Source organism: Leptospira levettii (assembly GCF_002812085.1).
GTDB lineage: Bacteria > Spirochaetota > Leptospiria > Leptospirales > Leptospiraceae > Leptospira_A > Leptospira_A levettii.
In genome coordinates this window covers 1,327,949-1,351,854 of sequence record NZ_NPDM01000001.1, presented here as the reverse complement: position 1 = coordinate 1,351,854, position 23,906 = coordinate 1,327,949, and the positions used below count along the sequence as shown (strand labels likewise).

Genomic DNA, 23,906 nt, shown 5'->3' with positions numbered 1-23,906 from the left:
AAAAGATTAAAAAAGCAACAGGTTTTAGTTAGAGTAAAAAATCTCGATTAAATTTTGACTTGGATCAGCAAAGGTAAGGCATTCTCCAGAATCGGTTCCCTCAGGTCCCTTGATAATCTTTACATTCTTTTCTTCTAATTCGCTGATTGCTTCTGTAAAATCATCCACATCCATCACAAAACTAAGGATAGGAAGAGATCGATCAGATACCTCTGCTTTCACCAAACGAATTCGGAACGAATCTAGAGAAAGAATTGCCTCAGTAGCCTTCTTTGTCTCCACTTCGAAGTCAAAAATGTCCCGGTAAAAATCGATAGAGGTGTCGAGTTGGGAGACGGGGATACTGACGTGGCCAATGCCTTCTACAATAATCATAATGGAATTACACCTTCGTGAACTTTTCTGTCATCATGCTTGAAAAAGCGGCTTTGTCGAGAAAAAAGCAATTTCCTTCCAACAAACTCGCCTGTAAAATTTGAATTCCAATTCCAAGATAGGAAAAAAGAATCAAATTATGAAAGTATTTCGGATTTCACTCCTCATTTTAGCCATTTTCGCCCAATCTTGCAAAGAAGAAGTCGTTCCCTTCTCTCCAAACCATGAAAAACTAGTAGAAACAGTTTTCGCGAAAAACCAAACAATACTCGAAGAATTTTTGAAAGAAAATCCAAAGCCGGTTTGGAAAGAATTTTCCGAATCAGTTCAAAGTTTGGGTACAAGTGGCCATCCAAAATTAAAATCTTGGGCTGACCAGATTCTTACCAACATACCATCAAATGAGAGTGATTTAGAATCTAGTTATGAAAAAATTTCCAAAATCCAAGAAATATTGATTCAAATCAAAGCCGAGGTACCAAATCAATTGAAGTACAATCGATTTTATTGTCCAATGGTCGATAAATCATGGTTAATGACTGGGAAAGAAATAAAGAATCCATATGCTCCTGAAATGAGAGATTGTGGAGAGTTGATGCAATAATTCATGCCAAAATGCTTTTTAGGAACATCTCTATTTGAAGCCTGCCCTCCAAGTTGCAGGCATTCATTCGCTAAACAAGACGTAGACGAAGATTGTATAGCAAAAAATAAACTAGAAGCATTTTTGCAAGATAAAGTAACTTTCAAAATCGGTTTTTCTGCATTTTCCCAAATCCCTGCAAAAAATTTAGAAAAATTTCTTTGGACCAACAAAGATAACCTTGAACTAATCACTTATTTTTTATACATAGGTGAGCCAACTTTAGTACGTGAAATCATAGAATCATTTTCCAATCATACTTTAAGTTATTTATTTAAAGTTGATTTTGAAAATTATATGAATCTTCGTGAATCTCTAAAACGAGAAAAGACGATTAAACATATGTTTGATATTCGTAGTTTCAAATATTGGACATTTGTTAGTTATGTAAGAATTTGTGATTTGATTCAATATTTTGTCCGTTATTTAAAAGAACCAGAATATGCCTGTCAATTTCTAACTATCCTTCCTTCCGAAGTGGTATCAAACTTAAATAAATATACTGGTTTGGATTATGAAGAAGAAAAATCATTATACACCGCCTTAGGAGATTCAATTTATGAACTTCCTCTACAATCTCCCAAAATTTACGATCATATGATGCAATTGTTTGCAGAGGATCCCGAAGTATCCATTATTTTATCAACTATGGAAGAATTGGTGCGTCGTCAAAATTTGATTTTAGAAACAAGTTCCAAACTTACATCCTATATTGCTGACCACAGAATCGATAAATACTTTCAATATATTTTCTCTGAATTAAGTGGTATTGAAATAGGAACCGCTGAAGAAATACTAAATCAACTTTTGGAAAAAAAGATGATCACACCTGCTCAAAAACGTATGATCATCGATTTTCTTGAAACTGGAAAATTAGAATTATAGTATAATCTAACATTTGCTAGTTTCGGCATATTTCTTAACCTGCAATTTTAATATTTTTTGCCAGATAAACACTAAACAATAAACTAAAAACAGAAATCATTCCAACCAACTCGTAATTCAAAAACTGTTGGTCGGATGATTGCACTAAAATCAATCCAGCGACGTAAGAAGCAGCACCCGAAGCAATCTGTTGAATGGCAGAATTTACTGACATAAAACTCCCACGAATCCGTGGTTCGACAGCAGAAGTTACCATTGCAAATGCAGGCACCATTCTTCCAGAAACTAAGATCATAAAAACAGTTGTGATGACGAGAACAATTGGCAGTGTAGTTTTTGTTAAAGTAACAACTAACACGATGGGAATAATTGCCAATATTGATATAATTTGATATACTTTTAACTTTCCATAACGATCGGCTAGTTTTCCAATCAGACGACTTGTAAAAAAAGTAAATAAACCACCAAAAAAATATATATATGGCAATTCATCTACCGCCAAACCAACATTAGATACTAGAAATGGACTTAAAAAAGGTATGATAGTAAATCCACCAAACATTAGAAAAACCATAAAAATGAAAGGTGCCATATGGTCTTTTTTAAGGAGCACTTCTTTGAGTGACTTAAATTGAGATTGTTTTGGATGTTCATCAGAATCAAGATGGTATCGGATTGCGGGTAATACCTTGTATCCAATCGGTAGTATTAAAAAACCTGCAATTGCTAAAGATAAAAACGGGAAATGCCATCCATACCGATTGGCTAAGGATAATCCAATTGGAATTCCAATCACAGAAGCAACAGAAAAGGAACTCATCACCACTCCAGTTGCAGTGCCTCGTCTAAAAACAGGAATGATATCACCAATGATCGATAAAACCGTTGCACCAATCATCCCTCCAAAACCTCCCGCAATGATCCTTGCAAAAAGGAAAAATGGATAGTTAGGAGCTATCGCACATAATAAAGTTCCAAAAGAAAAACCAAAAAATAATACGAGTAAACTCATTTTACGATCAAAGGAATCTAAGAACAAAGCTCCAATTAATCCGAAAACACCTGCACTAATTGAATAAGAAGATACAAGTAATCCAAAAGCAGCGGAATCAATTTTGAAACTCTGCATAAAAACAGGTCCAAGTGGCATCATAATGACAAAATCTAGTATGTGCAAAAATTGGAGGGCGGCTAAAATAAAAATTATGGCTCTTTCTTTTTGGATGGTATGAAGCGGATGGGTAAGAGGTTGGCTCATAATACGAATATTGACCAGGTAGTCAAAATTGCCAAAACAAATTATTTAAGAATTGCCAAGTTTTCGAAATTGAAATAAATTTCCCATATGAAATATGCTTTAATTACAGGTGCATCTACAGGACTCGGAAAAGATTTTGCCCATTCATTGGCAAAAAAAGGTTATACTCCAATTTTAGTAGCAAGAAGTGCTGATAGACTCAAAAGTCTTGCTAGTGAACTCAAACAAAAGTATGGAGTGGAAGGAGTTGTCATAACCGAAGATTTATCTCTTCCGAATGCTGCAGAAAAAGTTTATAAGGCTGTCAAAAAATTAAATCTCAATGTCAATTGCCTCATTAACAATGCTGGTTATGGACTAAATGGTGAATTTCACAAAAATTCTTTTTCAGAAGAATCAAAAATGATCCAACTGAATGTGACAACTCTCGCAGAATTATGCCATTTGTTTTTGCAAGACATGGTAACTAGCAAATATGGTTATATTTTAAATGTAGCATCCACAGCTGCGTTTCAACCTGGACCACTGATGACAAATTATTATGCTACAAAAGCATACGTACTGTCGTTAAGCGAAGGACTTGCTGAAGAAGTAAAAGATTACGGTATAACAGTATCTTGCCTTTGTCCTGGTCCTACACGAACAGAATTTTTTGAAAGAGCCAATATGTCGGGAAGTAAGTTAGTGAAATCATCTTTTTTGGCAATGAATTCCCAAGATGTTGTAGAAATCGGTTTAAAAGCTTTGTTTGCAAAACGTGTAGTGAAAATTCCAGGGTTCATCAACTTTTTGTTAGCAGAATCGGTTAGGATCACTCCAAGAATCGTGATTCGTAAAATTGCAAAATCTTTAAACAAAGTTGGATGATTTGACCAAAGAACATTTCCACTTTTCGGATCGTTTTGGTTTGCTCGGTGATCTAAACGCAGAGAATCCGATCTACCAAATTAAAACGGAAAGAATCAAGACTGGAAAACCAATTTTAGATTTAGGAAATTCTAATCTTACAGAAATGGGATTAGAGTTTCCAGCTTCTGTTTTAACTCACATACTTTCGAATCTGAATGCCAGTATTTATGAACCAATTCCAGAAGGTTTAGAATCAACGCGAAATGAAATTAGCTCCCTCTATAAACTTCGTGGATTCCAAGTAAATTCTTCCAATTTTCATTTAACAGCGAGTACATCCGAAGCATATTCCTATTTATTTAAATTACTGACTAATCCGGGAGATGAAGTATTTACCCCTAACCCAGGGTATCCACTATTTAGTTTTCTGATTGGATTAGAAAATTTAAAGGAAGTACATTACCAATTAAAAGAAAATCAAAATGATGGTTCTTGGGTTTACGATGCTGAAACCATTGCCAATTCAATTAGCACAAAAACCAAACTCATTGTTTTGGTAAGTCCTTCGAATCCAACTGGATCCAAAACAACGGAATCATTCTGGAAAATATGGGAATCATTTGGGATACAAATCCCTGTGATTGTTGATGAAGTGTTTGAAGCATATGATTTTTTTGGAGAACCTCATCACCTTCCTTCAAATCCAAATTTTCCTCTTTTTGTTTGCCATGGTTTTTCCAAAATGTTAGCTTTGCCTCAAACCAAATTAGCTTGGATCCTCAATCTTTCTCCTGAACCAATCAAAACAGAAATCCAAAAAAAACTCAGTTTCATCTCAGACACTTACCTTTCCGTAAATTCGTTGGTTCAATTGGCAACAAACGAATTGTTACCATGGAAAACTATGGTTCAAAACCGAATTCGAACAAGAATTATGCGAAACTATTCGCTCTGTAAAGATTTTGTGAACCAATTTTCCTACTGCAAAAAAGTTCACGCTATAGAAGCAGGTTGGTATTTTTTACTCGAGTTAAATCTCGATAAAAAAGATGAGAAGATTGTTGGAGAAATTTTATTAGAAACTGGCGTTTTATTACATCCAGGTTCTTGGTTTGGATTTTCGCATAATAGATGTATTGTTGTAATTTCTCTTATTACGGAAGAAGAAATTTTAGAAAAAGGACTAAACTCGATTCAATCCTTTTTTAAATAATTGATGATTTCTGATTTTTTGGCCAAAGCATCCGCCTTCCCTAATTCATAAGTCTCTCGAACACCTTTTGGATTCGTATAATCAAAAGAAGTGATGGGAAGTGGTTTGGATGGTGTGATGAGAAAAGTACGGGCAAGTAAATCAGGATCCTTTCCTACAATGGTATTTGGCTCATAATGGATACCGATGATTTTTGCTTTTGGAGCAAATGTTTCGATCATCATATTATTTGTGAGTCCACCATCGAGATAATATTCATTGCCTACTGACTGAAAGTCTACAATCGGAGGAATGGATGAAGAATTCAAAATGAATTGTTCAATCGTTTCAGGATTCACAAAGTCTTTCTCTGTGAAATCAACATCTTCCATATTCCATTTTTTAATGATTTCTGCCGTACGATTTGCCGGAATTCCTTCCGATCGATCTCTATCATCTAATATAAAGGCTCTTCCTGTTTCTGAAATCAACCTAGCCAAACGAAATTTATTTTTAAGCGAATCCTCTTTCGGATGGGCTTTCACTGAGTGGATCCAGATTTTTGCACCCGATTCTAACACACGGTCAAAACGCATTCCAAATCGAATGGTTCGTCTATACATATCTTCATGAGGGAAAGTTGATTCTCCTCTCAATAAATTGGAAAAATGAAAATTACGGGAATTCCGTTTGGTGATTTCTTCGAAGTATTCGACAGACTCTTCTTCTGTTTGTGAGAGGATACAAAGTGCCATAGCTGCACCTGCAGAAACACCTGATAATTCTGTAAAACGAACTCCCCACTCACGTAAGGTTTTTCCAACACCAAGTGCATAAAAAGCCTTACACCCACCACCAGCAATGGCAAGAGAAGCATCGTAAGTTGGAAAAATCTTGACTAATGTTTGTAAAACTTGTTCACGCACACCCATAAATTCAGCTATCTCTAATCCCCTTCCCAACGAAAGCATAGTGTATTGTTTTCTCCCAGAAACCTGTCAAAATACAAACTCGCACGACAATCTTCTTCCGTTGCCAGAAAGAAGTCATACCCTCCAGCGGGGTATTTGATTTTACAACAACCTTTTTTGTCTTTTCGATCAGGTGGTTGCCTTACAGATTTATCTTGGCCTTTTAAATCTCCAAGTGTTGGAGGTAATTCCTGCCTTGGGTCTGACCACAAGGTCGTTATCGTAACAAAGATCAGGACAAAGGATAAAGATGTACGCATTCTATACAAATAGACTGACCCCCAAAGGTTCCAGTTGTATGATTTTATAAAAATAGTGAATTCTGTTCAACCGTATAATCTGTATTTCGAATCAATTGGAAATATTTTTCTTTACCCTTTTTGAACATAGTGGATACTCTGCACACTATTATCGATCGGGGAAATCAATGAACAACACAAGACTACAATACCACGCCACTGGCGGACAACTCTTCATATTATTTTTGAAGAATATGTTTCTCACGGTAGTGACTTTGGGGATTTATAGCTTTTGGGCTCGCACCAACGTCCAAAAGTTTATGGCTGAGAATTTGGAATGGGCTGGAGAACGATTTTCGTTTCACGGAACTGGAAAAGAACGTTTCATCGGCTTTTTGAAAGCAGCTGGAATTTTTATCGTGTTGTACATTGCCATCATGATCATCCTATGGATTGCCAATAAAATTCCTGTCCCGTACTTTGCAACGATCGTTGGAATTGTACTCTACATTGGAGTTATTTTAGCATTAGTTCCCATCATCATTGTTGGTGGCCGAAAATACATAACATCACGTACAGGTTATCGTAACCTTCGATTTGGCTTTGATGGTAAAATCTTAGAAGTAGCAAAACTTTATGGGAAAGGGATTCTACTGACAATCGTTACTTTAGGAATTTATTACCCTTGGTTTTTTGCTGAAAAAGAAGCTTATATCCAAAGTAAAACTCGTTATGGAAATACCAATTTTGGTTTCTCAGCTGATGGTAAGGAAATTTTCTTTCTGTATTTGAAAGGATTTTTGCTAAGCATAGTCACTCTTGGTATCTATTACTCATGGTTTTTAGCAGATGTGCAAAACTATATCTGGAATCGAACTAGTTTCCAAGGTAAAAAATTTAGATCTGATATCACAGGTGGGAAGATTTTTGTCAATTTTCTGATCGCGTATTTGATCATTCTATTCACACTAGGTATTGGATTTGCTTGGGCTGTGGTTCGATTGACTAAACTCTTTATCGAATCAGTAAGTTTAGAAGCTGAAGTTGATTTCTCAACAATTTCTGCCCAACCAGATACACAGGCAAATGCTACCGCGGAAGGTTTGGAAGCACTTGCAGAAACTCTAGAAGCCTTCCTATCATAAACATTGTTTCAAAATCAAATATTTACATCACGATATTTTAATGGTGTCTCGGCGGTCCCAGAAGAAGGGACCGTCCTTGTCCATGGCCAAACCATACAATTTACGTCATTTGATACTCATCATAAATTAACCATATCACAATTCGCAGAATTTTCGCATACGCATAAGGGCTGTAAGCTGATCCTCCTTCCTGACGAAAGAAAAGAAAGCCCTATTTTAGAAATTTTCTGTACGAAAGAAGAAACCAAATTATTGGAAAAAATTTGGATCCATAACAAAAAATCCCAAAGCCATACAAATGCTTTATTTTATTCCATTCGGGAAATGAATCCCATTGTACTTGGGATTCTTTCTCTACTCATTGTAACGATCGTTGGCTTTTTTTACTTTAAAGGATTGGAGTTTGTTACGAATTTTATCCCACTTTCAATGGACAAATCCTTAGGAGATTCGGTACAATTGAAAATGGAAGCTCAGTTTCAAAAATGTGATTCAAAGGCAACTGATCGTTTTTTCTCTGAAGCATTGAAAAAAATTGTTCCAAAAGATAGTAAACACAAATTCGAAGTTTCAGTCTTAAGTTCGACAATCCCCAATGCATTTGCATTATCCAACGGAAAAATTTACTTTTTCTCTGGTTTGTTAAATGATGCTGAATCACAAGAAGAAGTCATAGGTGTTTTAGCACATGAAATCGCACATGTGGAAAAACGACATCATATGCGCAACTTGGTGAAAGCAGGTGGAACATCACTTGCAATCAGTTTGGTGGTAGGTCCTGGACTTGGAAATATGGAATTTTTAGAAACCTTTACCGAAATAGGTTCTACTATTTTGGTTTTGAAATTTTCAAGAGATTTTGAAACGGAAGCAGATAAATCTTCCATCGAATATTTAAAAGCTCAAAATATGTCAACAGATGGTTTACTTCGTTTTTTCAAAAAAATGGAAGAGTTGGAAAATGGTGAATCTGGTTCCGAAGACAAGGAAGAGGTTTCCAATGCCAAAGATGAAAAATCTACTACAAATCAAATTACAGATTTTCTAAGCACACACCCTGCAACAGCTGAAAGAATGAAAACCTTAGAATCCCTGATTCAGAAAGGCAAAAAGGGATCCATTAAAAAGGTAGTATCGGATATTACTTGGAAAGAAGTTCAAACTGCTTGTTTGGATTTTAAAAATTCTGATTCCAAATGATCATAAATTTCTTTAAGTGTTTCGCTGATACTGTGTTTGTTGATCCAACCCAAAGTTTTTAATTTTGTGTTATCACCGTAAACTCTGGATGTTTCAGATAGTCTAACTCTACTTTCATCCACAGAGAATTGAATCGATTCGCCAGAGTATTTTACAAGCTCTTCTACCATGGAACGGATGCTATGTTCCTCACCAGAACATATATTGTAGATTTCGCCTGATTCTCCTCTTTCGATCAAAGTCAAATAACCATCAACGATATCTCTCACATGTGAAAAATCTCGCGTAGGTTCTAAATCACCAACTGAAATCATTTTTTTACCCATGTGTTTTGCTTCGATGATTTGAGTACAGAAATTGGGAATCACAAATTCTTTTCGTTGTCCAACTCCAATATGATTGAATGGGCGAGCAATCACTACGGAAACATTAGGACTATATTCTGCATATTGACGACAGTAGGATTCAGCAGCGAGTTTACTACCAGCATACGGATTTACAGGTTTTGGAAGTAATGATTCTTTGAGGGGGAGTACATCTACATTTTGTTTTCCATAAACATCTGCTGAGGAAATGTACAACATCTTACATGGTTTTTGCAAACGATGGAGGGTTTCTAAAAGATTTAAAGTACCACCGACATTGATTTCTTCTGTCTCCCATGGATTTGCAATCGCGTTGGGAACAAAAGCTTGGGCAGCTAAATGGATCAAAATATCGGGTTGGATTTTCTTCAGTTGGTCGGAAACACAATTCCGGTCACGTATATCACCTTCAAAACAATGGATTTCATAATTGTCGTGGGAATTCAGTGCAGGAAGTAGATAACTTCCCACAAATCCAGTGGCTCCGGTGACTAAAGTTTGTTTTTTTTTCATATATAAGGGAATTTTCTGATCTGACCCTAAGATTTAGTTGCCATTCTTCCAATTTTTCAAATCCTCTCAACAAAAGAAAGAAAACTGTGGAAGACAAAAAGAAATTCAATCCATCCCCCTTTGTCGAGATCAGAGACCCACAGCTCAACGTACAAGAAATTGTCGAATCAATAGAATCCAAAATTCCATTGGACCCAAACCACCAAATCCATTGGTCGGAACTCACAAAAATCAGCTACAAACCGGAATCTCCTCTTGGTTTTCGAAAATTTGACCCAGCGGGAACTGCACATTTATTTGAAAAGGGAATCTCGAGTCCAAAATTTTCCAATCCGAAGTTTTGGTACATTCGTGGTCCTATCAAATTTATTATCAATCGAGTCATTTCTGTATATAGCCAGATTGATAAAAAACTTTCTGAAAATCGAATCCGAGCTTTTTTCTCTGTACTACATGAATTGGTACGGTTAGGAAAGAGATTAGAACTCATTGAAAGAAGATTTGATGGTTTTTACCGTGATCATTTATTAAACTCGAATCAAACTTCGTCACCTAATTTTAGCTGGGCAACAGAATCCTTTTTTGTCGACGCAGGAATCAATCCAAATTGGAATCTTACGGTAGATGATTTAAAAAGTTCAAAACAAGTTTTAATTTTGTTTCCTGAATGGGGTGAAATCCTTAAACAACTATCGATTCAAAAAATTCCATTCCAATCAATTACTTCAAACTCAGATCAGTATAAATTTATCAAAAGTAAAATTTCGCATAACATAAATTATCTCGAGTCTATATTTCCTTTATCACAACTTAAAATGCAAAATTTTGACGTTTTGGTTTATTTGCCTTTAAATCGATTTCCAACATATTTCATTGAAAGAATTTTTGCAGAAATTTCCTATTTATTAAACAAAGGAAACCATTTATATTTTTCAGTTTCCATCCAACCCGAATTTAATAATCGACCATTTAGAGACCTACAAATATCAGAAATCAATTTGGAATTGTTACCAAATTATTTAAACACATTAGGATTTAATTCCTTAAGAGATCTATCTGTAACAGAAGATACAAAGGTATTCCGATATACAAAATTTTAAAATGAATGTTTTCCAACATTTAGATGAACTGAAAGATTCGGATGGTGTCGGAAATGATGCTATCGGTTTATCTGAAGTATTTCAGAATTTAGGTTATAAAACACATTTTATCACTAGATTACCGAGAAAGGGAAAACCGCTGACCAGTGAGTTTCACTTAGTGGATTCATTTAACAATCCTACCAACGCCAAAGACATCCATATTCTCCATTATGGTGGTTCTGGTTATCCCTACACATTATTTCAGAACTTACCTGGCACCAAAATATTAAGATTTCATAATGTAACTCCTTCGCGATTTTACGAACATACAACAACAGAAGATATATTTCATGCAATGGAAAAGTTTGAATCACTCTCTTATTTAGAACTAGCAAGTTTATCAATTATTTGTGACTCAGTCTGGTGTGATTCTCAATTTAATTTTGAAACATTAAGCAGTTACGATTTCCGAAATCCATACATTTTACCCATTTGTAAACAATACCAAACAATTTCAAATTCTGATCTAAATTCAAAAAACAAATTCTCAATTGTGTTTGTCGGAAGATATTCACCTCAAAAAAAATGGGAGGACTTAATCAGTTTTACACATGAATGGATAAAGGAATTTCCAGAGGCAGAATGTTATTGTATTGGATCCATCATAGGAGCTTTTGATGGTTACTTTGATCGATTGAAAGAAACTGTCAGCAAGTACCAACTTGAAGATAAGGTTCATTTTATCATGGGAAAATCCGATTCCGAAGTGCTCTCCATCCTAAATCAAACTAGCATTTTTGTATCCATGAGTGAACACGAAGGATTTTGTCTGCCTATCTTAGAAGCATTTGGATCTGGAATTCCTGTATTTGCTTATGCAGCTGGTGCAGTACCAGGAACGATGCGTAATGGTGGAAAATTATTTTTTGAAAAAAACTATCCATCCCTTGTGCAAAACATGAAAGAAATCATTTTGCAAAAGGAAAAATATAATGAAATCATTCAAAATCAATTTTCTGCACTAAAGTATTACAATGAATATCCTTTTTCGTCTGTGATCTCGGGCATTTTAAAAAGTGGTATCAAATGAACATTCATCAGTTTTCCGCAGGTTTTCAGTTAGGTGATGCCATATCTCAGGAGATGTTGGAGATCAAACGTTTATTGGCAAAAGAAGGTTACCAAGGAAAAATCTTCGCTGAAAATGTATTGTCAAGTGATCGTAGGTTTGCAGAAAAAATTTCAAAAGTGAAAATTCATGAAAACGATGTAATTGTTTACCATCATTCCATACACTCTAAAGTATTAGATTTTTTGTTACAATATCCAAATAAAAAAATACTAATTTATCATAACGTAACACCAGAAAACTTTTTTGAACCATACGACCTACGTTTCAGTTACCTCCTGCGAAAAGGTAGAGAAGACCTGGAAATCATCCGCGAAAATTTCCAACATTCTTTTGCTGTTTCCAATTTTAATTTGAGCGAACTCATTCATTTAGGTTTCAAACACGCAAAACATTTTCCATTACACCTAAATTTTCAAAAATGGGACCACAATCACATTGAATCAAAAGTGAAAACATTTCACTTTCCATCCTTCTTGTTTGTAGGCAGAATTGCACCTAACAAATGCCAGGATGATTTAATTCGTTTTGCGAGAACCTGGAAATCAAATTTTGGAAATCAGTTTTCTCTACGTATGTTAGGTTTCTGTAACCCCGACCAACAATCATATTTAGATGAACTCAACTTTATGATTTCACAACTAGATCTACAGAATGAAGTGAAAATTATTTCTTATGTCGATGAAACTATGGTGAAACAGATATACCAAGAAAGTAACCTGTTTTTATCTATGAGTGAACATGAAGGATTTTGTGTTCCATTATTAGAAGCAATGCATTTTCAAATGCCTGTTGTTGCCTATGCTGCCGGTGCTGTGCCAGAAACACTGGGAAATTCAGGATTACTTTTTGAATCCAAAAACTTTGATCAATTAACAAAAGAGATTAGCAAAATTTTCACAAGTACCGAATACCGAAATGGTCTCATTTATCATCAAAACTTAAGGCTTGATGCATACTTAAAATCAACTAGCATTTTACCTTTGTTAGAAGTAATCAAAAGTTAACCATGGCAAAAATTCTATTCATTACACCTCGATTTTTACAAAACGCATCAGGTGGTGCAGAAAAATTAGCCTTTGATTATGTAGATATATTGTCAGAGACTCATGATGTTACAGTTTGTACAACTTCTGCAAAAAATTATGTTACCTGGGAAAATGAATTTAAAACAGGAATAACAAACGAAAACAGATATAAAATCCTTCGATTTGAAGTTAGAAAAAAACGTAATATTGATTACATGAATAAAATACTAAATCAATGTTTGTTTGTTGGTGAGTCGGTCTCATCGAAAGACCAAATGGATTTTATAAAAGAACAAGGTCCCTATTCTCCAGATTTAATAGACTATATTTCAAAAAATCAATTTGAATATGATTTAATCATACTCATTGGATATTTATATTATCCAGTAGTTATGAGTATTCCTTTACTTAAAATACCTTTTGTGATTGTTCCTACATTCCATGCTGAACCTCCTTTCCGCTTACCGATTTATAAACAAATATACTTAAATCACTATATTTACAGTTTTAATGCTCCTGAAGAATTAGCAGTATACGAATCTTATACAAACCAAAGAGCTAAGGATTACTTTTTAATCGGCACTTACGTCGAAGATCACTTCAATTCAAATCAAGATTTTATCTCCAATAGTAATACGATCCAACTATTGACGATCGGTCGTATTGAACCAGCGAAGGGATATCCTGAATTATTCCAAGATTATCATGAGTGGAAAAATCTAAGTCATCGAACCGATGTGAATCTCAAATGTTTAGGTTCAGTTTTTTCAATGGATATTTCAAAAGAAAAAGAGATACTATTTTCAGGATATGTATCAGAAGGAGAGAAAATTTCTGAAATTCAAAAATCTTACCTCCTGATAAATCCTTCTGCGTATGAAAGTTTTTCTATTTCGATTATGGAATCTTGGCTCCAGGAAAAACCTGTTCTGGTAAATGCTAACTCATCAGTGATGAAAGGTCATTGTATTCGAAGTCAAGGTGGATTGTATTATTCGGATAAAGTTTCATTCCAAAGGATGTTAGAATACCTTTTAGAAAATGAAAATCTGAAAGTTCGATTAGGAAAAAATGGTAGAAAGTATGTACTTGCTAATTTCTCAAAGGAAGTGATTCGAACAAAACTCAACCAAATGGTCAATAAACTACTCGGTTAATTTGCCCTTCAAACTCAGCGAGTAAATACTCATGAACATATCCATTACTTGCAAGTAAACTCGGGATCATGATCGAAAAATCATTACCATCCATAGAAGTTAATTTCCCCTTTGCTTCCATAACGATGAGACCTGCGGCTGCCATATCCCAAGGTTTTAATCCTAATTCGTAATAACCTTCAAATTTTCCTTCAGCTAACCAACATAAGTCCAATGTTGCAGCTCCTGTTCGACGGATTCCTCTCGATTTTTGTAAAATCGATTTGTAATATTGCATCAGTGTATCCAGCGATAAATTTCGATCATAAGGAAATCCTGTAACAAAAAGAGAATCTTTCATCGACTTTGTTTGAGAGACTTGAATTTGTTTTTTTTCGCGGAAGGCACCTTGGCCCTTGATTGCATGGTAATATGTATTTAGTTCGGGAAAAAAAACCATACCAATCACTGGTGCCATTGTTTCTGTTTCGACAACTCCAACAGAAACACCATATAGCGGTAAACCATGTGTGTAATTTGTGGTACCATCCAAAGGATCAATTACCCATGTATACCCGGAACTACCTTCGATGGCACCACGTTCTTCAGATAAGATTCCATCCAAAGGGAAATTTTTTTGGATCTCCTCCAGGATCATCGATTCTGCTTTAAGATCAGCTTCTGTTACGAGGTTGTATAAACTTTTTTCATCTACTTTTAAATTTGACTCCTTGTGTTTTTCAACAAGGAAGTCCACAACATTCGGTAAAAAATTTAGAAAGTGATAGGATCTATCAAGTAATTCAGAATGCATTAATACCCGCCAAATTCGATGTTTTTCTTCATGGCAGTGATCTCAACATCTAAATTTAGGGTTTCATCAGCTTTCAATTTATTTCGAACTTGTTCAGTGGTTTTGATCACTTCACTTAATAAAGAATTGAGCTCTGATTTTCTTTTTTCTGCATCAGGGGTATTTGAATTCTGATTCACTTTGATGTATTGGTTCAGAATTTTGGAAACAGTTTCTGGAAAATAGTTTAAGAATTGTTTTGCCTTACGATAAGAAAGTGGATCTTCTGCAAGTTTCACTCTTAAATCAGACAGTGAATGCAAATACTCATTACACAAACTTTGTAGGTTTGTATCCATAAGTGATTTTGCATCTTTTTCAGTTGATACTCGAAAGGAATCTAACTTTTCCATTTGGGTTTTATATTCTGAAAATTCTACTTTATCTTCAAATTTTTTCTTTAACTCATTCCAATTTTCCTTTGTTTGGTGGGAGGAAAAGAGTAATGGAAAAAAGCTAAATGGATAATGGTGTGGTTTTCCAATTGTTGTTCGATAGATCGCAATTCCTAAAAAAACAACATGTAAAAAAGCCATAAATACGTAGGAAAACACAAGTAATACTCTATCATCACCGAACTTGGTTCCAAAACCAAAATATCCAAGAGATAGAAGTGCTTGTAGATACATTGCTTCTAATGATTGTTTTGCGGAATAGGATGATTTACCACGAGATAACCACATCACAAATGGATAAATCATTGCTCCAAGAGAGGAAAAATAGAAAGGGAATGGCAATAATGCCATAGGATAGGTGAGCAAAGTAGAGATATGGGCCCTTCTGGCCCACTTTTTTTCTTCTTGGTCTTGTTCCAATTGTATGTCTGTCATTCTATTTAGATTCCAAAAGTTTTTGTTTGATGTCGGATTCGATTTTGATCATCTCTTGTTCCGCCAACTTTCGTTTTTGACGACCATCTTCCTGGATTTTTAAGGTTTCGGTAATCGTTTCGATCAATTGTTGGTTCACATTTTTGAGTGTTTCAATTTCAATGATTCCTTTTTCCGATTCCTTTGCAATCTCAACAGTACCAGACTTTAACATCTCAGCATTTTTTTGAATCAAATCATTTGTGGTTTTTGAAACTTGTTTTTGTGCTTCCAAAGCTTTTCTTTGGCGCATCAAACCAAGAGCGATCACAATTTGATTTTTCCATAAAGGGATTGTATTTAAAATTGAACTCTGGATTTTTTCAACCAATACTTGGTTTCCGCTTTGGATCAATCGGATTTGTGGGCCTGTTTGTAGGGAAAGGATTCTAGTGAGTTTTAGATCATGAATTTTTTTCTCAAAACGATCCACCATTTGCACCATATCTTGGTACTGTTGGGATGCTAAGGTATCACCTTGCGCTTTTGCCTTTTCCAACATTTCAGGAAGAATTTTGTCTCTTAACTCTTGGATCTTTTTGTCACCTGCGGCAATGTAGATTTGAATTTCTTTGAAATATTCTAAGTTCTTTTCGTATAACGCCTGCAATAAAGTTATGTCTTTTGTGAGATTGGTTCTTGCTGAATGCAGTTCATCTACAATTTTTCCAATTTGAGATTCTAGATCTTCAAACTTTGCTAAAAATTTTCGAGAAACATCAAAGAGACCACCTATCAATGGAATTTTAGAAAGAGTACTTCCTTCCCCCGCAAAACTATCCATATCCAAATCTTTGATTTTAAATAATAATTGATTTAATAAATCTCCCGCATAACCAGCATCCTTGGTTTTAATTTCAGCTAAAACTTTGTCCGCAAAATCCGAGACTTTGGCTTGGGCAGAGGATCCATAAGAAACTATGTCATTTGGATTATTGAGTTTAATTTGTCCGGTTAATTCCTCAACTTTTTGAATGTCTTCTTTTGTAAGTTGTAGTTCCGGGTCATTTGATTTGAGTTCCAGCGAGTCCATTTGTTTTAATCCTTTATCGTTTCTCCCAATGATAAAATCGTTTTTTAAATTTGAATCAAGCAGAAAAATTCATCGTGCAAAAACATGAACTAGGAAATTTATTTCTTCAAAAATAGTGATCCAAAACTACGGTTTGGTGACAATTTAATTGCATGGATTGTAATACTCTGATACATTCCACAAGAAAAATATGCTAAATACTAATTTGAAACTACCAACTTTACTCCCACACATTCTTACTGTTGATGTTTGTACAATTGAAAACTCTCTATTAGACCAAACAGAAGTCCGAAATTTACTCCATAAACTGAGATGCCGTAACCACCTACACTATTTGATCATCAAATTTTTAGTATGTACGGGACTATCTTTACCTGAGCTCATCCATCTAAAGATTGCCGATTTTAATGCGGAAATGAATCGTTTCCATTTAAAGAACGGTGGTCGCCTACGCAGGCGTAATATCTTTCTCGAACCCAATTTTGCGATCGAACTCTACCGGTATGCATGTGAGTTTTTACCGAATGATTATCTATTCCCGGGAAGAGATGGAGTTTTGCGAACACGCACCATACAAAAAATTCTCAAAAATGCAAGCCGTCTCATTTCCAGAGAAATCCATATTCCCTTTTTAAGAGATGTGATTGCTCTCGATTTGTACCAAAAGGGATTCCCTGTTTGGGAAATCCAAGAATTTTTAGGCCATAGGACGTCTCGTTCCACTCGTCAAAGGATTATGTTGCATATTCCGGAGGCAGAACACAACGATCCTCGACTTTTTACGAGAAACAGAAACCAAGCAGCGTAAAAATTTCTTGAACCTTTGGTGTTTTCAAAGATTCTAGTCTCCAAGTAGGCTCGCTTTGGAAATAAAAACCAAAAAAATCGGAAAGCACACACTCGTTCACCTCAATGGTCGTTTAGACATTACACATTCTGATGAGGTTGAGGCAAAATTAGCTGATGACGTGCAAAACGGGGAAGGTGACATCATCATCAACCTGGAGCTTATATCCTATATCTCCTCCTCTGGGATTCGAATCTTCGTTGGTATGGTTCGAGAACTCGACAAACAAGGAAGAAAACTCAAACTCTGTTGCATCACCCCGCCTGTAAAAAAGGTTTTTGATGTTGTGGAACTACTCGATTTGTTTGAAGTTTTCGAAACGGAACAAGAAGCCGTTAACTCTCTCTCAAAGTAGAACGAACGTGGCTTATGCCTCGTTTCTATTCATCTCCCTTCTTTACTGTTTCCAAGTTGGTATCAGCTTAGGAGTATTGCCTGTTGTATGGCCAGATGAAGTTTTATTTTATTCCCCTGCCATCTCATTTGCAAATACAGGACATTTAAAAACCGAGGTCCTCACTGGACTCATACCTGGCATGGAATCCAAAACATTATGGATGCCACCTGGTTATCTATTATTTTCAGGATTTACATTATCTATTTTCCCTGATAGTTTAATCACCCTTCGCATAGCGAATGTTTGTATTGTTTACTTAACTGCACTTGGATTTTATATTTTACTCAAAAGACTTTCGATTTCAGAGATGGCAGCTCAAATTGCCCTCGCGAGTGTACTTTGGGAACCTCTTGTATTTCGGTTTGGCACTGTCGCTCGTATGGAAGCCCTCACTGCCTGTTTTTTTATCCTAAGTTTACTCTTTGCAACAAACAAAAGTAAATCAAATTGGAATTCTTTTTTTGCGGGTGTGATGTTGTCGTTTTCCGCATTATCTCATCCCATCGGTGCTTCTTTTGGACTCATTACACTTTTTCTAATTTATCAAAATTTTGGTTTTAAAAAAATAATCTGGTTTTTGTTAGGTGGAGTTTTACCAATACTGGTTTGGATTTATTATATCCATCCAAATTGGGATTGGTTTCAAATTCAGTTTGGAGCTCAACTTACGAGAAAACAAAACCTTCTCAAAACTTTTACACTCATTGATAAGTTGAAAATCTTTTCTTTTGGATTTGGATTTCCCAAAATTCGTTTGGTGATCATTGGTCTACAACTATCATGTTTATGTTTTTTTACATTCAAACTTTTCCAAAACAAAACAAAACAAATGAATTCATGGTATTTATTTTGGGTTTGGATTTTGTCAGTTTTTGTAGCCTTGTATACTTCTTCTGAAGGTTGGTATGTATACCATAGCCTTTTCCCTTTGGCTTTCGGAATGGCATTGTTACTCGAAGAAAAATCATTCGTTAACAAACTTCCATATGTCGGAATCTTGGTATCCTTATTTGCTATGATTTTCATAGTTAAGATCCATTGGTCAAAGACAGATACGAATGAAATCCAAACTTTGCATTTTCAAAAGATTGAAAAAAGTTTATCAAATTCAAAAGCACTTTACCTTCAGAGTTTACCAGACCCTTATTTTTATCTCAAATCCAAACGTCCTGATTTGGATATTTTAGAATTTATCCCTGGTGAACTGGAACTTCCATCGACTACTTATATCAAAACGATCCACTCTCGTGATAGTTTTATCTTTTATGATGAAAATCTTATCAATGATACCATTAAAGAATATTTAAAACAAGGGAATTGGATTCGAAAAGAATGGGATATACCCGTTCCATCAAATCATTGGTTACATTACAAAACTATTGTTTATACGAGAAAATGAATTTCACGAAGTTAAAACATATTCTATGTTTCTTTGTTTTTCAGTTTAGTTTCCATTTTTGTTACCATTCAGATAAACCTTCACAACAATATCTTTCTTTATTAGGAGCAAATTCTTTGAACCGTAAAATCACAATTGTTGGAGATTCACTCGCACAATGGTCAAACGGATTTGGTCTGAAACAAAAATTACCAAGTGAATTTACAGTAACAGATCTTTCCGTTGCTGGTTACTCAACGGAAGATTGGTTACAAAATAAAAATCGATTGAATGAGATTCCAACTCAGATTTGGATTTTAGAATTAGGTACAAACGATGCGATGGTTTATGGAACCTCTGGCTATGAAACTCGCACACGTTCCTTAATTGATTTTTTGCAAAACTCTCAGAATTCGATAGTATATCTTACCTTAATTCCAAGAACAAATATGTCCTCGATACGGGAAACGATCCGCACCAATAACGAAACACTACGCCAAATCAAATCTCAAAAACAAAATGTAGAGACAATCGATGTAGAATCAGTATTTGAATCCTACCAAGGTAATGTTCCCTTATATCCTGTATCAGACCCAATTCATCCAAACCAAGTAGGTTATGAAATTATGGGCGAGTTGTATCGAAAAAAAATCTTAGGAATTTAAATCAGCTAAAATTTTTAATCCTTTGAGTGTCATCATTGGATCAATTTCATCAAACACTTGGTTATGCGAAGCATGGATTGTTGTCACAAGACCACCGGTTCCCACTACTACATAATCACCAGGATGTTCTTCCTTGATGGCTCTCACAATTTCTTTCAGAAGGCCAATCCACCCAAAGAAAAAACCAGCTTGGATTGATTCAACAGTTGATTCTCCCAACACACGAGAAGGAGAACCGAATACAATTGGCGGAAGTTGGGCTGTGTTTCTCGTTAAAGCATCCATGGATATTTTTAATCCAGGTGCTATCACACCACCAATGTATTCTGGTTTTTCGCTAATCACACAAAATGTTGTCGCAGTACCCAAATCGACTAGGATGGCTTTTTTTCCTGGATAGGTTTTGGCACAATAGGCCGCATTGACAAGTCGATCCGCACCAATTTCAAATGGCCTAGGGTAACTGATTCCAAAGTTTAAATTCATTTGGTAATGAACTCGAAGTGGATTTACATCAAACCAGTCCTCTAACATTCTTTCGACAATCGGATTGAGCGAAGGCACAACACTTGAGTAAATTGCTTTTTTGACTCGGTCTGCTTTTACATTCTCTTGAGTCAAAAATCCCTTTAGAAATAGTCCTAGTTCATCCGAAGTTCGATCCCTTCGCGTAACAGTTCTTTTGTGAAAATCAGGTGTCTCTTGACCTTCACGAAAAACTCCAAATACAGTGTTAGTATTTCCAACATCGATAACTAATAATAATGGTGATTCTGACATTTATATCATCCGAAATTTTGGTGAAGTGTCCATAAGCTCAATCTTTTGGCCAGTTTCAGTCATAATAAGAAGGAATCCTAATTCATCAATTCCCAAAACTCGACCTCTTACGATTCTTTCATCCCATTCAGTCTCAATGACTTTGTTCTTTAATAGAGAATGATCTTCGATCCAGACTAAATCTTTTAAAACTTGGCTTTGGTCTAGGAGTGTGATCACTGCTTGGTTGATTCCTATGACCAAATGATTTACAAATCTTTCTAAACCACCTTCTCCTATTTGAGAATCACATAAAAAGGTAGCCTTCTCCTTTAAATCTTCAGGTACTGATTGTCCAAAAAAGTTGAGTCCAATTCCAATCACAACATCATAAACTCCATTGATAAACTCAGATTGAACTAAAATTCCTGCTACTTTCTTTTCGTTTTTATAAATATCATTTGGCCATTTGATTGTAGTATCTACTTCCCTTTCAGGAAAAAAATAGAAAATTGTTTTAAGCAATGCAGAAGAGATAAAAATCGAAAGTAAAGGCAAAGAAATTTCGGCAGCTGAAATTCTGATTTTCCCAGAGAATATTAATGGTTCTTCGCCTAACGACTGCCATAAATTTTGGCCTCGTCCTTTTCCTGCCGTCTGTTCTTCTGCAATCACCCAAGATCCAAAGGGAACCTCTGGATTTCGGATCCATTCGTTTGTAGAGTTTACAGACTGTAATCTATGACCTAGTTCAGGTTTTAAAAGTCGATATTGCATTTGAGTCTATTTCCTATATGATTCCGATTGACGAAACCAAAAAATAGATTAGAGTCATGGTATGAAATTATCTGGAAATACGATTTTGATTACAGGCTGTGGAATGGGAATTGGTGCTTTAACAGCAGAACGATTGGCAAAAGAGGGAAACGATATCATTGGAGTTGATATCAACCAATCCCTATTGAAAGAAATCCAACTGAAAGTGGAATCAGCAGGAAGAAAATTTTATGGATATGTTTGTGATCTTTCCAAAGAAGATGATATCGGAAATCTTATCAAAAAAATCAGAAAGAATAAACTCAGTTTCCAAGTTTTGATTAACAATGCGGGGATTGCTCCTAGTGGTCCCTTTGAAGGAAAGGATTTTTCTGTTTGGAAAAAAGCCTTACAAATCAATGTTCATGGACCAATGAAGTTGGTTTATGAATCGTTGCCAATTCTCAGAGAACAAAAAGAAGCATGTATCATCAATCTAGCAAGTATTGCAGGTAAGTTTGGAACAGAAGGAACTGTCACTTATTCCGCAACCAAACATGCAATGGTTGGTTTCTCTCAAGCCTTAAAAATGGAATTATACGAAACTCAAATCGGTGTTAGTTGGATTTGTCCATCAATGGCGAAGACTAGAATGATAGATGGTGTCAAACCTTCCATTTTTACTCCTGTTATAGAACCAGACCAAGTGGCAAAGGCAATCTGTAAAGCGATAGTGAAAAATCCTGGTGAAGTCCTTGTTCCTTCTTATCTCAGGTCTACTATCGTGATTATGCCAGCTCTCTTTCCAAAGTTTTCCCTCTGGCTTGCGGTAAAAACAAAAGCGTCAAAAGGTTGGTTACTTGCCAACAAGGGGCTTGAGAAAAATATTCCTGTTTAGAGGATAGGTTTTATGCACATTTCTGAGATCCTCGGCAAAAAACAAACTACCATCAGCTTCGAATTTTTCCCTCCAAAAAATGAGGAAGCATCAGAGGATTTGTTCCGAAATATCCAAGAACTATCTCAAATGAACCCTGCTTATGTGAGTGTCACGTATGGTGCGGGTGGATCAACTCGTGACCTAACTCACGATTTAGTCGTCAAATTACAAGAGGAGACTGGTTTAACAATTGTTAGCCATCTCACATGTGTTGGATCCACCAAAGAAGAAATTGGTGAGATCCTAAAACGATACCAAAAAAGTGGAATCCACAATATTATGGCTCTTCGTGGAGATCCGCCAAAAGGTCAAAATGAATTTCAAAAAACAGAAAATGGATTCGAATATGCTGGAGAATTAGTTGGTTTCATCAAAGCAAACTATCCAAATATGGGGATTGGAGTTGCTGGTTTTCCAGAAGGTCATCCTTCTACTCCCAATCGTTTAAAAGAAATTGAATACTTAAAATGGAAAGTTGACCAAGGTGCAGACTATATCTGCACACAATTGTTTTTTAATAATGATTCTTTTTATGATTTTGTAGAACGATGTGAGATTGCGGGAATCAAAGTTCCAATCATTGCTGGTATCATGCCGATAACTTCTAGAAAAGGAATGGCACGTATGGCTGAATTATCCTTGGGTACTAATTTTCCGGCAAAACTATTGAAGTCATTATCACGTGCTGAAGATGATGCCTATGCTGAAAATGTTGGGATCCATTGGGCAACGGAACAAGTCCGTGATTTATTAGATCACAAAATTGCAGGCATCCACATGTATACACTCAACAAATCCAAGGCTACACGGAAAATTTACGAATCACTCGGGATCCGAAATTTTGATCGTATCGTTTGATTCTTCTTTTGGTTTAAACCCAATATAATGATTTTGGTGCCAGTAACCTTCTAGCACCAAACTACCTTTTGCATTTGTGATTTTCCCTTTTCCATTCAGTTCATTTTGTGACCAATTTCCTTCCAAAATGAATCCATCTGCAAAAATATATTTTCCGAACCCATCTCTTTTGCCTTTGAGATAATTTCCATGAAACTGATCTCCATTGCTATAACGATAAGATCCTAATCCTTCTTTATACCCAAATTTGTATTCACCTTCAAAGACATCTCCATTAGCATATCGATAAATTCCAAAGCCATGTTTGGTATCTTCAAAGAATTCACCTTCAAAAAAGTCACCATTTTCATAGGAAACGGAGTGTTTACCATTTCGGCAATTTTCCCCTTCGCATATTTTTTGGTTCGACTTACAAAAGACAAAAATGTAAAAAAATAAAAATAAAAAGTATTTAGAACGCATGGATGGCTTACTTGAGAAAATTTCGTCGACTAAGTGTATACATGCTCATATAAAACTAGTTTGAAAATAAGGCAATCCA

At 35.5% G+C, this 23,906-nt stretch carries 27 protein-coding genes; 16 read left to right on the top strand and 11 right to left on the bottom strand.

What is annotated here, in order from left to right; all coding sequences use genetic code 11:
* Nucleotides 1–24: 24 nt before the first annotated feature.
* A complete protein-coding gene (locus tag CH354_RS06405) occupies nt 25–375 on the bottom strand; it encodes a VOC family protein (protein WP_100725775.1) in 351 nt (116 codons plus the stop codon).
* Nucleotides 376–514: 139 nt separating this feature from the next.
* Here CH354_RS06405 and CH354_RS06400 point away from each other — a divergent pair, with 139 nt between their 5' ends.
* Both CH354_RS06400 and CH354_RS06395 read left to right on the top strand, forming a co-directional pair.
* The gene (locus CH354_RS06400) at nt 515–979 is read left to right on the top strand and encodes a hypothetical protein (RefSeq protein WP_238760104.1); all 465 of its coding nucleotides are present in this window, start codon (nt 515–517) and stop codon (nt 977–979) included.
* Nucleotides 980–982: 3 nt separating this feature from the next.
* Nucleotides 983–1,903: a hypothetical protein gene (locus CH354_RS06395; RefSeq protein ID WP_100728843.1), complete on the top strand. Its 921-nt coding sequence runs from the start codon at nt 983–985 to the stop codon at nt 1,901–1,903.
* A gap of 34 nt (nt 1,904–1,937) precedes the next feature.
* Here the strand turns inward: CH354_RS06395 and CH354_RS06390 are convergent, their stop codons facing one another.
* A complete protein-coding gene (locus CH354_RS06390) occupies nt 1,938–3,161 on the bottom strand; it encodes an MFS transporter (protein WP_100725772.1) in 1,224 nt (407 codons plus the stop codon).
* Between the two features lie 87 nt (nt 3,162–3,248).
* On the opposite strand from CH354_RS06390, the gene CH354_RS06385 reads away from it, so the two are divergent.
* Both CH354_RS06385 and CH354_RS06380 read left to right on the top strand, forming a co-directional pair.
* Nucleotides 3,249–4,028, top strand: coding sequence for an SDR family NAD(P)-dependent oxidoreductase (locus CH354_RS06385; protein ID WP_100725771.1), 780 nt, complete (start codon nt 3,249–3,251; stop codon nt 4,026–4,028).
* 1 nt (nt 4,029) lies between these two features.
* Nucleotides 4,030–5,223, top strand: coding sequence for a pyridoxal phosphate-dependent aminotransferase (locus tag CH354_RS06380; RefSeq protein WP_100725973.1), 1,194 nt, complete (start codon nt 4,030–4,032; stop codon nt 5,221–5,223).
* Here CH354_RS06380 and CH354_RS06375 read toward each other — a convergent pair.
* Complete coding sequence (locus CH354_RS06375) at nt 5,205–6,173, bottom strand: patatin-like phospholipase family protein (RefSeq protein ID WP_100725770.1); 969 nt, start codon at nt 6,171–6,173, stop codon at nt 5,205–5,207. The two genes, CH354_RS06380 and CH354_RS06375, sit on opposite strands and share 19 nt — an antisense overlap.
* Nucleotides 6,149–6,433 (bottom strand): LIC_11321 family protein, encoded by a 285-nt coding sequence (locus CH354_RS06370; RefSeq protein ID WP_100725769.1) that lies wholly within the window; start codon nt 6,431–6,433, stop codon nt 6,149–6,151. Before CH354_RS06370 ends, CH354_RS06375 begins: the two co-directional genes overlap by 25 nt.
* Nucleotides 6,434–6,600: 167 nt before the next feature.
* Here CH354_RS06370 and CH354_RS06365 point away from each other — a divergent pair, with 167 nt between their 5' ends.
* Together CH354_RS06365 and CH354_RS06360 are read left to right on the top strand one after the other, a co-directional pair.
* Nucleotides 6,601–7,557, top strand: coding sequence for a YjgN family protein (locus CH354_RS06365; RefSeq protein WP_100725972.1), 957 nt, complete (start codon nt 6,601–6,603; stop codon nt 7,555–7,557).
* 3 nt (nt 7,558–7,560) lie between these two features.
* Nucleotides 7,561–8,757, top strand: coding sequence for a M48 family metallopeptidase (locus tag CH354_RS06360; RefSeq protein WP_100725768.1), 1,197 nt, complete (start codon nt 7,561–7,563; stop codon nt 8,755–8,757).
* Here the strand turns inward: CH354_RS06360 and CH354_RS06355 are convergent.
* On the bottom strand, nt 8,715–9,635 hold the full coding sequence (locus CH354_RS06355) for a GDP-mannose 4,6-dehydratase (RefSeq protein ID WP_100725767.1): 921 nt from the start codon (nt 9,633–9,635) through the stop codon (nt 8,715–8,717). The genes CH354_RS06360 and CH354_RS06355 overlap by 43 nt on opposite strands.
* Nucleotides 9,636–9,721: 86 nt before the next feature.
* Between CH354_RS06355 and CH354_RS06350 the strand changes: the two genes are divergently transcribed.
* From CH354_RS06350 to CH354_RS06335, 4 genes are read left to right on the top strand one after another with little or no spacing between them, the layout of a single operon-like run.
* Nucleotides 9,722–10,735: an LIC_10202 family protein gene (locus tag CH354_RS06350; RefSeq protein WP_100725766.1), complete on the top strand. Its 1,014-nt coding sequence runs from the start codon at nt 9,722–9,724 to the stop codon at nt 10,733–10,735.
* A gap of 1 nt (nt 10,736) precedes the next feature.
* Nucleotides 10,737–11,807, top strand: coding sequence for a glycosyltransferase family 4 protein (locus CH354_RS06345; RefSeq protein WP_100725765.1), 1,071 nt, complete (start codon nt 10,737–10,739; stop codon nt 11,805–11,807).
* Nucleotides 11,804–12,853 carry a glycosyltransferase family 4 protein gene (locus CH354_RS06340; protein ID WP_100725764.1) on the top strand — a complete coding sequence of 350 codons (1,050 nt, stop codon included), beginning with the start codon at nt 11,804–11,806 and terminating at the stop codon, nt 12,851–12,853. The genes CH354_RS06345 and CH354_RS06340 overlap by 4 nt, the downstream gene beginning before the upstream one ends.
* A gap of 2 nt (nt 12,854–12,855) precedes the next feature.
* Nucleotides 12,856–14,031, top strand: coding sequence for a glycosyltransferase family 4 protein (locus CH354_RS06335; protein ID WP_100725763.1), 1,176 nt, complete (start codon nt 12,856–12,858; stop codon nt 14,029–14,031).
* Here CH354_RS06335 and CH354_RS06330 read toward each other — a convergent pair.
* The 3 genes from CH354_RS06330 to CH354_RS06320 are packed head-to-tail and all read right to left on the bottom strand — an operon-like array spanning nt 14,012 to nt 16,765.
* On the bottom strand, nt 14,012–14,824 hold the full coding sequence (locus tag CH354_RS06330; protein ID WP_100725762.1) for an inositol monophosphatase family protein: 813 nt from the start codon (nt 14,822–14,824) through the stop codon (nt 14,012–14,014). The two genes, CH354_RS06335 and CH354_RS06330, sit on opposite strands and share 20 nt — an antisense overlap.
* Nucleotides 14,824–15,693 (bottom strand): magnetosome magnetite crystal formation protein family, encoded by an 870-nt coding sequence (locus CH354_RS06325; protein WP_100725761.1) that lies wholly within the window; start codon nt 15,691–15,693, stop codon nt 14,824–14,826. The genes CH354_RS06330 and CH354_RS06325 overlap by 1 nt, the downstream gene beginning before the upstream one ends.
* 1 nt (nt 15,694) lies before the next feature.
* Nucleotides 15,695–16,765: a toxic anion resistance protein gene (locus tag CH354_RS06320; RefSeq protein ID WP_100725760.1), complete on the bottom strand. Its 1,071-nt coding sequence runs from the start codon at nt 16,763–16,765 to the stop codon at nt 15,695–15,697.
* Between the two features lie 190 nt (nt 16,766–16,955).
* On the opposite strand from CH354_RS06320, the gene CH354_RS06315 reads away from it, so the two are divergent.
* The 4 genes from CH354_RS06315 to CH354_RS06300 all read left to right on the top strand — a co-directional run bounded on the left by CH354_RS06315 (nt 16,956) and on the right by CH354_RS06300 (nt 20,052).
* On the top strand, nt 16,956–17,573 hold the full coding sequence (locus CH354_RS06315; protein WP_100725759.1) for a tyrosine-type recombinase/integrase: 618 nt from the start codon (nt 16,956–16,958) through the stop codon (nt 17,571–17,573).
* 55 nt (nt 17,574–17,628) lie between these two features.
* The gene (locus CH354_RS06310; protein WP_002975971.1) at nt 17,629–17,967 is read left to right on the top strand and encodes an STAS domain-containing protein; all 339 of its coding nucleotides are present in this window, start codon (nt 17,629–17,631) and stop codon (nt 17,965–17,967) included.
* Nucleotides 17,968–17,974: 7 nt separating this feature from the next.
* Nucleotides 17,975–19,408 (top strand): glycosyltransferase family 39 protein, encoded by a 1,434-nt coding sequence (locus tag CH354_RS06305; protein ID WP_100725758.1) that lies wholly within the window; start codon nt 17,975–17,977, stop codon nt 19,406–19,408.
* 116 nt (nt 19,409–19,524) lie between these two features.
* Nucleotides 19,525–20,052 carry an SGNH/GDSL hydrolase family protein gene (locus CH354_RS06300; protein ID WP_100725971.1) on the top strand — a complete coding sequence of 176 codons (528 nt, stop codon included), beginning with the start codon at nt 19,525–19,527 and terminating at the stop codon, nt 20,050–20,052.
* Here the strand turns inward: CH354_RS06300 and CH354_RS06295 are convergent.
* Together CH354_RS06295 and CH354_RS06290 are read right to left on the bottom strand one after the other, a co-directional pair.
* The gene (locus CH354_RS06295) at nt 20,041–20,832 is read right to left on the bottom strand and encodes a type III pantothenate kinase (protein ID WP_100725757.1); all 792 of its coding nucleotides are present in this window, start codon (nt 20,830–20,832) and stop codon (nt 20,041–20,043) included. The two genes, CH354_RS06300 and CH354_RS06295, sit on opposite strands and share 12 nt — an antisense overlap.
* Entirely contained in the window at nt 20,833–21,588 is a 756-nt protein-coding gene (locus tag CH354_RS06290) for a biotin--[acetyl-CoA-carboxylase] ligase (protein ID WP_100725756.1), read from the bottom strand.
* A gap of 61 nt (nt 21,589–21,649) precedes the next feature.
* Between CH354_RS06290 and CH354_RS06285 the strand changes: the two genes are divergently transcribed.
* Together CH354_RS06285 and metF are read left to right on the top strand one after the other, a co-directional pair.
* On the top strand, nt 21,650–22,465 hold the full coding sequence (locus CH354_RS06285; protein WP_100725755.1) for an SDR family NAD(P)-dependent oxidoreductase: 816 nt from the start codon (nt 21,650–21,652) through the stop codon (nt 22,463–22,465).
* A 12-nt stretch (nt 22,466–22,477) separates the two neighbouring features.
* Nucleotides 22,478–23,365 (top strand): methylenetetrahydrofolate reductase [NAD(P)H], encoded by an 888-nt coding sequence (gene metF, locus CH354_RS06280; protein ID WP_100725754.1) that lies wholly within the window; start codon nt 22,478–22,480, stop codon nt 23,363–23,365.
* Here metF and CH354_RS06275 read toward each other — a convergent pair.
* Nucleotides 23,330–23,827 carry an MORN repeat-containing protein gene (locus CH354_RS06275; protein ID WP_100725753.1) on the bottom strand — a complete coding sequence of 166 codons (498 nt, stop codon included), beginning with the start codon at nt 23,825–23,827 and terminating at the stop codon, nt 23,330–23,332. The genes metF and CH354_RS06275 overlap by 36 nt on opposite strands.
* Between the last annotated feature and the right edge of the window lie 79 nt (nt 23,828–23,906).

Bases quoted from the DNA above. Each gene is read 5' to 3' on its own strand.
- CH354_RS06405 (WP_100725775.1), bottom strand. From the start codon at position 375: ATGATTATTGTAGAAGGCATTGGCCACGTCAGTATCCCCGTCTCCCAA.
- CH354_RS06400 (WP_238760104.1), top strand. From the start codon at position 515: ATGAAAGTATTTCGGATTTCACTCCTCATTTTAGCCATTTTCGCCCAA.
- CH354_RS06395 (WP_100728843.1), top strand. From the start codon at position 983: ATGCCAAAATGCTTTTTAGGAACATCTCTATTTGAAGCCTGCCCTCCA.
- CH354_RS06390 (WP_100725772.1), bottom strand. From the start codon at position 3,161: ATGAGCCAACCTCTTACCCATCCGCTTCATACCATCCAAAAAGAAAGA.
- CH354_RS06385 (WP_100725771.1), top strand. From the start codon at position 3,249: ATGAAATATGCTTTAATTACAGGTGCATCTACAGGACTCGGAAAAGAT.
- CH354_RS06375 (WP_100725770.1), bottom strand. From the start codon at position 6,173: ATGCTTTCGTTGGGAAGGGGATTAGAGATAGCTGAATTTATGGGTGTG.
- CH354_RS06370 (WP_100725769.1), bottom strand. From the start codon at position 6,433: ATGCGTACATCTTTATCCTTTGTCCTGATCTTTGTTACGATAACGACC.
- CH354_RS06365 (WP_100725972.1), top strand. From the start codon at position 6,601: ATGAACAACACAAGACTACAATACCACGCCACTGGCGGACAACTCTTC.
- CH354_RS06355 (WP_100725767.1), bottom strand. From the start codon at position 9,635: ATGAAAAAAAAACAAACTTTAGTCACCGGAGCCACTGGATTTGTGGGA.
- CH354_RS06345 (WP_100725765.1), top strand. From the start codon at position 10,737: ATGAATGTTTTCCAACATTTAGATGAACTGAAAGATTCGGATGGTGTC.
- CH354_RS06340 (WP_100725764.1), top strand. From the start codon at position 11,804: ATGAACATTCATCAGTTTTCCGCAGGTTTTCAGTTAGGTGATGCCATA.
- CH354_RS06335 (WP_100725763.1), top strand. From the start codon at position 12,856: ATGGCAAAAATTCTATTCATTACACCTCGATTTTTACAAAACGCATCA.
- CH354_RS06330 (WP_100725762.1), bottom strand. From the start codon at position 14,824: ATGCATTCTGAATTACTTGATAGATCCTATCACTTTCTAAATTTTTTA.
- CH354_RS06325 (WP_100725761.1), bottom strand. From the start codon at position 15,693: ATGACAGACATACAATTGGAACAAGACCAAGAAGAAAAAAAGTGGGCC.
- CH354_RS06320 (WP_100725760.1), bottom strand. From the start codon at position 16,765: ATGGACTCGCTGGAACTCAAATCAAATGACCCGGAACTACAACTTACA.
- CH354_RS06315 (WP_100725759.1), top strand. From the start codon at position 16,956: ATGCTAAATACTAATTTGAAACTACCAACTTTACTCCCACACATTCTT.
- CH354_RS06295 (WP_100725757.1), bottom strand. From the start codon at position 20,832: ATGTCAGAATCACCATTATTATTAGTTATCGATGTTGGAAATACTAAC.
- CH354_RS06290 (WP_100725756.1), bottom strand. From the start codon at position 21,588: ATGCAATATCGACTTTTAAAACCTGAACTAGGTCATAGATTACAGTCT.
- CH354_RS06285 (WP_100725755.1), top strand. From the start codon at position 21,650: ATGAAATTATCTGGAAATACGATTTTGATTACAGGCTGTGGAATGGGA.
- metF (WP_100725754.1), top strand. From the start codon at position 22,478: ATGCACATTTCTGAGATCCTCGGCAAAAAACAAACTACCATCAGCTTC.
- CH354_RS06275 (WP_100725753.1), bottom strand. From the start codon at position 23,827: ATGCGTTCTAAATACTTTTTATTTTTATTTTTTTACATTTTTGTCTTT.